Genomic DNA, 11,464 nt, shown 5'->3' on the forward strand with positions numbered 1-11,464 from the left:
GTGTCATGTGCATTTTCGCGGCCTGGTCGAGCACATCAAGGCCGGCGTGCTGGAGGCCGGCGGCCTGCCTCTGGAATTCCCCGTGTTCTCCTGCGGCGAATCCAATCTGCGGCCGACGGCGATGCTGTTCCGCAACCTCGCCTCGATGGATGTCGAGGAGGCGATCCGCGGCAATCCGATGGATGGCGTCGTGCTGATGGCCGGATGCGACAAGACCACGCCGTCACTGGTCATGGGGGCTGCCTCCTGCGACCTGCCATCGATCGTCATTTCCGGTGGGCCGATGCTCAATGGCCGCTTCCAGGGTCGTCAGATCGGCTCCGGCACCGATGTGTGGAAATTCTCCGAGGATGTGCGAGCCGGCATCATGAGCGAGCAGGATTTCGCCAATGCCGAGAGCGCCATGTCGCGCTCGCCTGGGCACTGCATGACCATGGGCACGGCCTCGACCATGGCCTCGATGGTCGAAGCGCTCGGGCTGGCGTTGCCCGGCAACGCCGCCTATCCCGCCGTCGACGCGCGACGCAACCGCATCGCCCGCATGACCGGGCGGCGTATCGTCGAGATGGTCAATGACGATCTGCGCCCCTCGGCCATTCTTACCAAGCAGGCTTTCGCCAACGCCATCCGCGTCAACGGCGCCATCGGCGGCTCGACCAATGCGGTCGTGCATCTGCTGGCGATTGCAGGCCGCGTCGGCACCGAACTCAGCCTCGATGACTGGGATGCCTTCGGTCGCGACGTGCCGACCATCCTCGACCTGATGCCATCAGGCCGTTTCCTGATGGAGGATTTCTGCTACGCCGGCGGCATTCCGGCGGTCATGAAAGAGATCGCCGACATGCTCGATCTCGACGCGCTGACGGTCACCGGCAAGAGCGTACGCGACAACATCGCCGACGCCCGGAATGACAATCCCGAGGTCATCCGTCCGCGCAACAGGGCGCTGACGCCGCATGGCGGTATCGCGGTGCTGCGTGGCAATCTGGCACCCGATGGCGCCATCATCAAACCGTCGGCCGCTTCACCATCCCTGATGAAGCATCGCGGCCGCGCCGTCGTCTTCGATGACATAGACGACTACAAGGCGCGCATCGACGATCCCGCACTCGACATCGACGAGACCTCGATCATGGTGCTCAGGAATTGCGGCCCCAAGGGCTATCCGGGCATGGCCGAGGTCGGCAACATGGCGCTGCCGCAAAAGCTCCTGAAAAAGGGCGTCCGCGACATGATCCGCATTTCCGACGCCCGCATGTCCGGCACCGCCTTCGGCACGGTCGTGCTGCATGCCGCACCCGAAGCCGCCGTCGGCGGTCCGCTGGCGCTGGTCAGGAGCGGCGACATGATCGAACTCGATGTCGAGGCGCGGAAGCTGCATCTCGACGTGTCGGAACAGGAGCTGGCGCGGCGGCGCCAATCCTGGCAGCCGCCCGAGCCGGCGATGCGCGGCGGCTATCAGGGCCTCTATGTCGACCATGTCCTGCAGGCCGACCGTGGCGCCGATCTCGACTTTCTGGTCGGCAACCGTGGCCACGCCATTCCGCGCGAAAGCCATTGAGGGCGCGTGGGATGCCAAAATTCCAGCCCGATGATTTCCACGGCATTCACGCCATCCTCTACGCCCTGTTCGACGCCCAGGAAAAACTCGACCGCGCGGCGATGCGCAGGCAGGTCGAGATCTGCCTGGCGAGCGGCGTGCATGGGATGGCGGCGCTTGGCCTCGCGACAGAAGTCGCCAAGCTGACCGAGGCGGAGCGCCGCACGATCATGGAGTGGACGGCGCAGGACACCGCCGGCAAGGTACCGCTCGCCTTCACCATCTTCGGGTCTTCCGTTGCCGAGCAGATATCCCAGGTCCGGCATGCGGAAAGCCTCGGCGCAGATTGGGTCATCCTGCAGCCGCCGCCAGTTGGATCCTATGGAGCGCCCGAATACATCCGCTTTTTTGGCCGCGTCGCCGAGGCAACCGACCTGCCGGTGGCGATCCAGAACGCGCCGGCCTTTTTCGGCCGTGGCCTGACATCGGACGAGATTCGCGAGCTCGTCACGCTCCACCCCAACATCAGGCTGATCAAGGGCGAAGGCCCGGTCACCGACATTGCCGGCCTGATCGAGCGCACCGAAGGCCGCATCCCCGTCTTCAACGGGCGGGGCGGGCTGGAATTGACCGACAATTTCCGCATCGGTTGCCGTGGCATGATCCTGGCGCCTGATGGCATCGACCACGCCGTGCGCGCCTATCAGGCGTTCCGCGCCGAAGACGAAGCAGCGGCCGAGGCGGCCTACGAAAGAATGTTGCCGGCGGCGGTCTTCGTCATGCAAGGCATCGAGAACCTGATCTGCTACGGCAAGCGGCTGTTCGGCGCCCGCGCCGGTATCCAGATTCACGACCGTGCGCCAGCGATGCGGCCAAACGAGACCGGGCTTGCGATGGTGCAGCGCTTCGCCGCCAGCCTTGGTCGGCTGCCCGCCTGAACAGCGTCTTTTCGTCAGTAGGTCGTTCGCCCACCCGACAGGTCGAAGGTGGAAGCGGTTGTAAAACTGTTTTCCTTGGAGACGAGCCAGGCGACCATGGCGGCGGCCTCGTCGACCTCCAGCAGGCGGCCGCGCGGGATGCGCGAGCGCATGTATTCGATGTGCTCGGCCGTCAGCTGTTCGAGGATGCGCGTCTGCGCAGTGGCCGGCGAGATGCAGTTGACGGCGATGTCGTACTGCGCCAGCTCCTTGCCGAGCGACTTGGTCATGCCGATGACGGCGGCCTTCGAGGCCGAATAGGCGGCGGCGTTGGGGTTGCCCTCCTTGCCTGCGACCGAGGCGATGTTGACGATGCGCCCGTAATTGCGCTCCTTCATCCCCGGCACCACGGCGCGGTTGACGTAGAAGGTGCCGTTGACGTTGACGTCGATGATTTTCTTCCACACATCGACGTCGTAGGTATCGAGCGGGGCGGCGGGGCCGGCAATGCCCGCCGAATTGACGAGGATGGAGATCTTGTTCGCGATCTCCTCCGTCCTGGCACGCGCGGCGTCCACCGAACCCCAGTCGGCTATGTCCACGACCAGCGTCGTGGCTGCCTTGCCGAGTTCCCGCTTGGCCGTATCGAGGCGCGCCTCGTCGAGGTCCCACAAGGTGACCGTCGCGCCCGAGGCGACAAAACGCTTTGCCATCGCGAAGCCGAGGCCTTGCGCGCCTCCGGTAACCACGGCGTGTTGGCCGTCAAGGTCTATCCTGTTCATGCCGAGCGGTTCTTTCCGTCTGAGATACTGGGGGTACGTGTTGAAAGTGAGCGGTACTGCTACATCGTCGCGCCGAGGCTCCAGGGCACGAACTCATTGTCGCCATAGCCGAGCGCTTCCGACTTGGTGCGCCCGCCCGATGCCACGCGCAGGATCTCGGCGAAGATCTCCTCGCCCTTGTCCGCCAGCGTCACGCCGTCGAGGATGTCGCCGCAATTGATGTCCATGTCGTCGGGCATCTGCTCGAAGATGAAGGAGTTGGAGGCGAGTTTGATCGACGGCGTCGGCTTGCAGCCGAAGGCCGAACCGCGCCCGGTGGTGAAGCACAATATGTTGGCACCGCCCGCCACCTGACCGGTCGCCGAGACCGGGTCGTAGCCTGGCGTGTCCATGAAGACGAGGCCGCGCTCGTTGATAGGCTCGGCATATTCCAGCACCGCGCGCAGATTGGTCGTGCCTCCCTTGGCGGAGGCGCCCAGCGACTTCTCCAGGATGGTGGTCAGCCCGCCGAGCTTGTTGCCGGGAGACGGATTGTTGTTCATCTCCATGTCGTGCCTGGCGGTATAGTCCTCCCACCAGCGGATGCGCTCGACAAGTTTTTCGCCGACGGCCCGGCTTTCGGCTCGCCGCGTCAAGAGATGCTCCGCGCCGTAGATTTCGGGTGTTTCAGAAAGGATGGCGGTCCCTCCTTGGGCGACCAGCAGATCCACTGCCGCGCCCAGTGCCGGATTGGCGCTGATACCGGAATAGCCGTCCGAGCCGCCGCATTGTAGCGCCAGCACCAGCTCGGAAGCCGGCTGCGGCGTCCGCTCCGCGGCATTGACGATCGGCAGCATCTCGACGATGGCCTTCACCCCGGCATCGACGGTCTTGCGGGTGCCGCCGGTTTCCTGGATCGTCATTGTGCGGAACGTGGTGCTTTCCTCGATGTTATAAGATTGCATCCAACGCGGGATCTGGAAAGCTTCGCAGCCAAGTCCGACCATCAGCACGCCGCCGACATTGGGATTGGTGGCAAAACCCCACTGCGTGCGCTTCAGCAGATCGTAGGCCGGGCCCTTGGTGTCGATGCCGCATCCGGTGCCGTGCACGAGCGCAATGGCGCCGTCGACATTGGGATAGTCGCGCAGCATGCCTGAACGGTTGACCTCTTCCACGATGAAGCGGGCGACGCTGGCCGAGCAGTTTACCGAGGTCAGGACGGCGATGAAATTGCGCGTGCCGACTTTGCCGTTGGACCTGCGGTAGCCCATGAAAGTCGCCCGTTCGCCATCGGGAAGGACCGGCGTTTCCCTGACGTCGGTGCCATGCTCGTAGTCGCGCTCGAAATCGCGCAGGTAGACATTGTGCTCGTGCACCCAATCTCCGGCCGCGATCGGCCCACGCGCGAAGCCGATGGTTTGGCCATACTTTACGATCGGTTCATCCGCCCCGATGTCGAGCATGGCCATCTTGTGGCCGCGCGGGATGCGAGCCCTCGCAGCCACGTCGCCGGCCTTTTCGCCGGCCGCCAATGGATCGACCGCCAGTAGGATGTTGTCGGCGTGCGATAGCTTGATGAAGCGCGTCATTACCCAAACTCTGAAAAGGCCACCCCGAACAAAGCCGGGGGGCGAAAGGCATAAGGAATACTAATATAATAGAATGTTAGTGGTCAAGCGTCGCCTGGATAAGCTGCGTTCGCCGGGCGTTAAGGAAGAGAGTTGGTGGCGGAACGGATGACGGCCAGCACCTCCGGCCAGACCGCGGCGTGCGCGCTGGTATTCCGCGATCGCCTATGCCTTCAGGCCGATACAAAGTCCCATTCTTCGCATGTGCCAATCGTGTCCCGGTTGCGGTGCCGTCCGGCTTCAGCCGAGAAGCTCGGCGGCGACTTCGAGCGTGTTGCGGAAGGACGTTTCGAGGTGGTGCTCCATCGCCCGCGCGGCGCCTTCGGCATCGTGACGCTTCAGCGCGTCGAGGATGGCTTCGTGCTGCTCGATCGTCTGTTCGCCGTAGCCGGGCTTTGGAATGGCGAGGTAGCGGCCGCGATCCATCTGCGCCTTGGAAATATCGACGGCGCGCCAAATCATCGGCAGGCCGCAAATCTCGGCAATGGTGCGATGAAAGACGTCGTCGAGCTGGATCGCGGTGGCGTATCGGCCGCGCGATATGGCAAGCCGATGTGCCGCCATATTGTCCTCCAGCAGTTCCGCCGACGCCGGTGTGAGCTTGACGGCCGCGCGCCGTGCGCTCTCCATCTCCAGTGCCCGCCGGATGACATAGGCTTCTTCCAGATCGGCACGACTGATCGGCGCGACATAGGTGCCGGTCTGCGCCAGGATCTTCACCAGGCCTTCGTCGCTGATGCGCTTGACGGCTTCCCGCACCGGCGTGCGCGAGACGCCGAGCGCTTCGGCGATCGCCACCTCGTTGATCACTTCCCCCGGCTTCATCTGCCCGACGACGATCAGGTTGCGGATCTTGTGATAGATCTGATCGCGGAGCGGCAGAGCCCGATTGAGGGTCGAAGGGTCAAGGTCCATGGCAAATCCGTAGCTTCGTTCACCGGAAATGATCAGATTATATTAGAATGTAAATCGGAATGCACCCGATGCGAGGGGTGGTCTCTATCGACAATGGGATGGTCGCGCAGGTCATCGGAATCCAGCTTGCCAGAACTGTTATATTAGTGCAATAGATCCTCGATAGTGATGAATTTCACCGCGAAGTGAAGGCCTGAACCAAGCTGCACGCCGAGAGGGCATGCCTTCTGGCCGCATTGGTTCGCGCTCTAAAATGGAATTATACTAAAATAACACAACAGCTCGATGCCAAGGACAACGGGCCGGCCTGCCGGGAGGAACGTAGCCAGACATGACTGTCGCCGCCGACTGCGCCTTGGACATGAGAGGCATAAGCAAGACGTTTCCGGGCGTGAAGGCTCTGTCAAACGTCAATTTTGCCGTCAGGTTCGGCACCGTGCATGCGGTCGTGGGCGAGAACGGCGCCGGCAAATCGACGCTGATGAAAGTGCTCAACGGCTCCTACGCGCCGACCAGCGGCACCATCAAGGTCGGTGGCGCCGAGGTGCGCATGCGCCGTCCCGCCGACGCCCAGGCTCTCGGCATCCGCATGGTGCACCAGGAAATCAATCTGGTGCCGGACCTGACTGTCGCGGAAAACGTCTATCTCGGCCGCATGCCCGGCAAATGGACCTTTCTGCGCAAGGGCGAGATGGTCAGGAAGGCCGGCGCCGTCCTTGCCGAACTCGGAGCGGCCATCAATCCGCGCGAGCGGCTGGGCAATCTGTCGATCAGCCAGCAGCAGCTCGTCGAGATCGCCAAGGCCTATGCCGCGCAACCCCGGATCATCGTGCTGGATGAGCCGACATCGAGCCTCAGCGAGCATGAAACAACAGCGCTGTTCAGGATCCTGCGCAAGATGCGCGATGACGGCATCGCCATCATCTACATCAGTCATCGCTTGAAGGACGTGCTCGAGATCGCCGACGAGGTGACCGTGCTGCGCGACGGCTCCATGATCGAGACGCGCCCGATCGAAGGCATCACCGCCGCGCAGATGATCAGGCTGATGGTCGGCCGCGAGGTCAGTAACGTCTTTCCCAAAAGCCAGGCCGAGATCGGCAAGTCGGTGCTGCGCGTCGAGCGCATCAGCGACGGCACGCGCTTCCGCAATGTCAGCTTCGAGGTGCGAGCCGGCGAGATACTGGGCCTGACCGGCCTGGTTGGTGCCGGCCGCACCGAGGTGGCGCGCGCAATCTTCGGCCTGTCGCGCCTCGTCGAGGGCACGGTCAGCGTCAACGGCCGCGAGGTCTCGATCAATTCCCCATCGCAGGCCGTTAAGGCCGGGATTGCGTACGTTCCGGAGGACCGCAAGGGCGATGGCATCGTGCCTGGCATGTCGATCCGGGAGAACATCAGCCTGCCCATCTTGCGGCGCCTGAGCCGTTTCGGGCGCATCAGGCGAAGTGCCGACCGGGCATTGGCGGCGGACTACGTGAAGCAGTTTTCGATTTCGCCGCCCGATGGCGAACGGCGCATCAATCTCCTTTCCGGCGGCAATCAGCAGAAGGCGGTCATCGCCAAATGGCTTGCCGCCAGGCCGTCGGCGCTGATCCTCGACGAGCCGACGCGCGGCGTCGACGTCGGCGCCAAGGCCGAGATCCACAACATCATCGGCCAGCTCGTCGCAAGCGGCATGGCGGTGGTGATGATCTCGTCCGAACTGCCCGAGATCCTGGGCGTCTGCGACCGTGTAGTGGTCATGCGCGACGGACATGCCTGCGAGCCGCTGGAGCGCGCCGAACTCAGCGAGGAGCGCATCATGGCCCTGGCGACCGGGGAGGAAGTGGCGTGACCGACGCGGCCGTGAAGATCGTCACCCCCGACCGTTTTACGCGCGGCAGCAAGCTTGTCGATGCCCTGTCTAAGGCGGGCCTCGCTTTCGCCATCCTGGCCGTCATGCTCTACGGCTCCTCTGTCAGTCCCGCTTTTTTCACGTCAGGCAATTTGCTCAATGTACTGACGTCGATGTCCATCGTCGGCATCGTCGTCATTGGCATGACCTTCGTGCTGGTGGTCGGTGGCCTGGCTGACCTGTCGGTGCCGGCCACGATAGCCTGCGGCGCCATCCTGTCGCTCGGCCTGCAGCCGATGATCGGGCCTCTGCCCGCCTTTGTCCTTGCGGTCGGCCTCGCCGGTCTGATCGGCCTGCTCAACGGCGTGCTGGTCGGCTATGTCGGCATCAACCCCATCATCGCCACACTCGGCATCGGCACCATCGGGCTGGGCATCGTCCAGGCTGCCGTTGGCGGCGTCATCGTCTATGGCAGCAATCCCGCCTCGGCCGAATTCGCCAAGGGCCGCCTGTTCGGCATTCCGGTCGTGGTGCTGATCTTCCTGGTCATTGCCCTCATCGGCCATTTCGTCCTGTCGCGCTCCTTCTGGGGCCGATGGACGCTCGCCACCGGCGGCAATTACAGCGCCGCCGAGGCAAGTGCCGTGATCACAAAGGCGCCGGCTATGAATTCAGCGCCATCACCGCGGTGGTGGTCGGCGGCGTCTCGATCATCGGCGGCTTCGGCTCCGTGCCGCGGGCGATCGCCGGGCTGATCTTCGTGCAGCTTCTGACCAACGTCATGGTGCTCGACGGCGTGCGCACGCCGATCCAGGGTTTCGTGCTCGGCATCCTGATTGTCGGGGCTGTCGGCATGGATGCCGCGTTGCGCAAGCGGGGAGTGGCTTGATGCGTCTTCTCGTCCTCGCCTCGCGATACCGGGTCGTGATCATCCTCGGCCTTACCCTGGTCGCTTCCGCGCTGCTCGTTCCGGGTTATCTGTCGGCTTCGACGCTCAGCCTCGGCCTCGACAGGGCGGCCACGATCGGCCTGATCGCCATTGGGCTTACCGTGCTTCTGATATCGGGCCAGATCGACCTATCCGGTGGCGCGGTGTTCGCGCTGGCCGGGATCGTATCCGTCATCCTGCAGCGAGAGATCGGCATCCTGCCCGCCGCGATCGTCGCCATCCTTGCCGGCACGCTGGCGGGCGCCATCAACGGCGCCCTGGTCGTCGGGCTGAAGGTGAATTCGCTCGTCCTGACACTGGCCACGATGCTGATCTTCCGCTCGCTGGCGCACTGGATCACCAACAGCCAGCCGGTGTCGGGCACTGACATCATGCTTTCGCTGGCTCTGGCCAAGATCTACCTCGATGTCTTCACCATTCGCAGCGCACTGTTCATCATCCTGATCGTACTGCTGCATTTCTGGCTGACGCGCACCATTCCGGGCCGCAATGTCTTTGCCGTCGGCTCCAATCCGGCGGCCGCCAAGGAGAGCGGCATCGCTTCGGACCGCATCGTCTTTCTCGGCTTTGTCTTTGCCGGCACGCTTGCTGGCTTCGCCGGGGTTCTCCAGAGCCTCGTCACCAACACCGGGTCGCCCGTCTTCGGCTCGGAACTGACGGTTGCCGTCATCGCCGCGGTCGTTGTCGGCGGTACCCGCCTCGAAGGCGGCAGGGGATCCGCGCTCGGCACGCTTGGCGGCGTGCTGACGATCGGCTCGCTGACCATCGCGATGGAGTTCCAGTCCGTTCCCGCATACGTCCAGCAGGTCGTATCGGGGCTCATCCTGATCCTGCTCGTCATGCTCGATCGGGCCGTTACCACCACGGGGAGGGCTCAGGGCACACGCCCCGCGCTCGTTCGCGACAATCCAATCACTCAAGGAGGAAAAGCATGATTGGGAGGAAAAGCATGATTGGGAGGAAAGATATGATTGGCAAGAGAAGCATGCTCCAGATCGCCGCCGTGGCGTTGCTGGCGTCGACAGGCTGGGCCAATGCCAAGACGGTCTGCTATGTGACGGCGGCGGATTCGCACGCCTATGCGACGCCGGCCAACAAGGCGCTCGAGGCCCGTGCCAAGGAACTCGGCGTCGAGATTCTCAGCCTGAGTCAGGACTTCGACGTCCAGAAGGGCACCGAGCAGCTCAACACCTGCGTGGCGCGCAAGGTTGACGGCATCATCCTGTGGCCGCTCGACCCGCAGGCCTACATCCCTGGCCTGGCCCGCGCGCAGCAGGCCAACATCCCGGCGATCCTCATCAATTCGCCGATGAGCGACGACGCCAAGCCGTTCATCAAGTCCTTCACCGGACCTGACGTCTACGAGGAAGGCAAGCTGGCGGCGGATTCGCTGAGCAAGGCGCTCGGCGGCAAGGGCTCTGTCGTGATCATCGCCGGCCAGGCCGGCAACGGCACGACGATCGGCCGTGTCAGCGGCTTCACCGACCGCCTCAAGGAAACCAGCGCCGACTTGAAGGTGCTCGACACCGTCAATGCCGACTTCGACCAGCAGAAGGCGCTGGTCGTGAGCCGCGACCTCATCACTCGCTTCGGTGACCAGATCAGCGGCGTCTATGCCAATGACGACACCATGGCACGCGGCTTCATCGACGCCTGGAAGGAGGCCAATCCCTCCAAGGCGGCGCCGCCGATCGTCGGCATCAACGGCCAGAAGGACGCGTTCGAATCGATCCGCACCAACGAAATGTATTCGACCATCGTGCAGTCGCCGGTCGAGGACGGCCGCCTGGCAATCGACACCATGGCCGAGATCATCGACGGCAAGGAGGTCAAGGACCGGCTGCCGATCCCGCTGACCGTCGTCACCAAGGACAATGTCAACGCGGTGGAACCGGCGTTCTGACAAGGCCAAGGCCGGCCCTGCATAGTTGGCCGGCCTCTCCGCTCGTTGCGGACGGCGCAGCATGAGGAAGAATTTCTAATTGCGGCGGAGGATTTGGAATAAACTAACTCTACAGAATTTATAGAATAAGCAATCTGCATCGGCGATCTGTTTCCCGGACAGGACCACGCCATGCCCGACCTTTTGCGCCTGCCTTCAACCGCCCCAGACCTAGGCCGTCACCGCCGCCATCCAGCGGGAGGCAGGTCATGAGCCGCGATGTCGCCGACCGCATCAAGGTGCTCTGGTTCCTGCCGACACATGGCGACAGCCGCTATCTCGGCACGACCGAAGGCGGCAGGGCTGTTGACCTGCCCTATCTGACGCAGGTGGCGAAAGCGGCCGACACGCTGGGCTATTACGGCGTGCTGTTGCCGACCGGCCGGGCCTGCGAGGATTCCTGGGTGATTGCCTCGGCGTTGGCGCCGCTGACCGAGCAGCTGCGTTTCCTCGTAGCCGTGCGGCCCGGCCTGCAGTCCCCAACGCTTGCCGCGCGCATGACCGCCACGCTCGACCGCATCTCCAACGGCCGCCTGCTGATCAACGTCGTCACCGGCGGCGATCCGCTGGAGAACAAGGGCGACGGCATTTTTCTCTCGCATGCCGAGCGCTACGAGGTGACGCAGGAATTCCTCCACATCTACAAGCGCGTGCTGAGCGGCGAGACGGTCGAGCACCAGGGCAAGCATTTCCGCATCGAGGACGGTCGCCTGCTGTTCCCGCCAGTGCAGACGCCGTATCCGCCGCTCTATTTCGGTGGCTCGTCGGACGCCGGATCGCAAGTGGCGGCGCAGGAAATCGATAAATATCTGACCTGGGGGGAACCCCCGGCCGATGTCGAACGCAAGCTCGACGCCGTGCGCGAGTTGGCCGAAAAGGCCGGCCGCAAACTTTCCTTTGGCATTCGCCTGCATGTCATCGCCCGCGAGACGACCGAACAGGCCTGGGCCGCCGCCGACCGCCTGATCAGCCGGC

Annotated in this window: 11 protein-coding genes; 8 read left to right on the top strand and 3 right to left on the bottom strand. The window is 63.8% G+C overall.

Annotated elements, in window-relative coordinates:
* Both EOA36_RS14165 and EOA36_RS14170 read left to right on the top strand, forming a co-directional pair.
* Positions 1-1,561, top strand: a 1,561-nt coding sequence (locus tag EOA36_RS14165; protein ID WP_145969169.1) for an IlvD/Edd family dehydratase, incomplete at its 5' end; no start/stop codon positions are given.
* Between the two features lie 11 nt (positions 1,562-1,572).
* Complete coding sequence (locus EOA36_RS14170) at positions 1,573-2,478, top strand: dihydrodipicolinate synthase family protein (RefSeq protein ID WP_127278174.1); 906 nt, start codon at positions 1,573-1,575, stop codon at positions 2,476-2,478.
* A 14-nt stretch (positions 2,479-2,492) separates the two neighbouring features.
* On the opposite strand, the gene EOA36_RS14175 is transcribed toward EOA36_RS14170, so the two are convergent.
* The 3 genes from EOA36_RS14175 to EOA36_RS14190 form a co-directional block, all read right to left on the bottom strand.
* Positions 2,493-3,239: an SDR family NAD(P)-dependent oxidoreductase gene (locus EOA36_RS14175; protein WP_127278175.1), complete on the bottom strand. Its 747-nt coding sequence runs from the start codon at positions 3,237-3,239 to the stop codon at positions 2,493-2,495.
* 59 nt (positions 3,240-3,298) lie between these two features.
* Positions 3,299-4,810: an altronate dehydratase family protein gene (locus EOA36_RS14180; protein WP_127278176.1), complete on the bottom strand. Its 1,512-nt coding sequence runs from the start codon at positions 4,808-4,810 to the stop codon at positions 3,299-3,301.
* Between the two features lie 279 nt (positions 4,811-5,089).
* Positions 5,090-5,764, bottom strand: coding sequence for a GntR family transcriptional regulator (locus EOA36_RS14190; RefSeq protein WP_127278177.1), 675 nt, complete (start codon positions 5,762-5,764; stop codon positions 5,090-5,092).
* A 331-nt stretch (positions 5,765-6,095) separates the two neighbouring features.
* Here EOA36_RS14190 and EOA36_RS14195 point away from each other — a divergent pair, with 331 nt between their 5' ends.
* The 6 genes from EOA36_RS14195 to EOA36_RS14215 all read left to right on the top strand — a co-directional run.
* The gene (locus tag EOA36_RS14195; protein WP_127278178.1) at positions 6,096-7,598 is read left to right on the top strand and encodes a sugar ABC transporter ATP-binding protein; all 1,503 of its coding nucleotides are present in this window, start codon (positions 6,096-6,098) and stop codon (positions 7,596-7,598) included.
* Positions 7,595-8,353 (top strand): ABC transporter permease, encoded by a 759-nt coding sequence (locus tag EOA36_RS14200; protein WP_245464353.1) that lies wholly within the window; start codon positions 7,595-7,597, stop codon positions 8,351-8,353. The genes EOA36_RS14195 and EOA36_RS14200 overlap by 4 nt, the downstream gene beginning before the upstream one ends.
* The gene (locus EOA36_RS38245) at positions 8,329-8,487 is read left to right on the top strand and encodes a hypothetical protein (RefSeq protein ID WP_245464354.1); all 159 of its coding nucleotides are present in this window, start codon (positions 8,329-8,331) and stop codon (positions 8,485-8,487) included. The genes EOA36_RS14200 and EOA36_RS38245 overlap by 25 nt, the downstream gene beginning before the upstream one ends.
* Complete coding sequence (locus EOA36_RS14205) at positions 8,487-9,482, top strand: ABC transporter permease (protein WP_127278179.1); 996 nt, start codon at positions 8,487-8,489, stop codon at positions 9,480-9,482. Before EOA36_RS38245 ends, EOA36_RS14205 begins: the two co-directional genes overlap by 1 nt.
* Positions 9,483-9,514: 32 nt before the next feature.
* Complete coding sequence (locus EOA36_RS14210; RefSeq protein WP_127278180.1) at positions 9,515-10,450, top strand: sugar ABC transporter substrate-binding protein; 936 nt, start codon at positions 9,515-9,517, stop codon at positions 10,448-10,450.
* A 248-nt stretch (positions 10,451-10,698) separates the two neighbouring features.
* A partial coding sequence (locus EOA36_RS14215) for an LLM class flavin-dependent oxidoreductase (RefSeq protein ID WP_127278181.1) occupies positions 10,699-11,464 on the top strand: 766 nt, incomplete at its 3' end.

The sequence above is a fragment of the Mesorhizobium sp. M8A.F.Ca.ET.021.01.1.1 genome (assembly GCF_003998025.1).
Classification (GTDB): domain Bacteria; phylum Pseudomonadota; class Alphaproteobacteria; order Rhizobiales; family Rhizobiaceae; genus Mesorhizobium.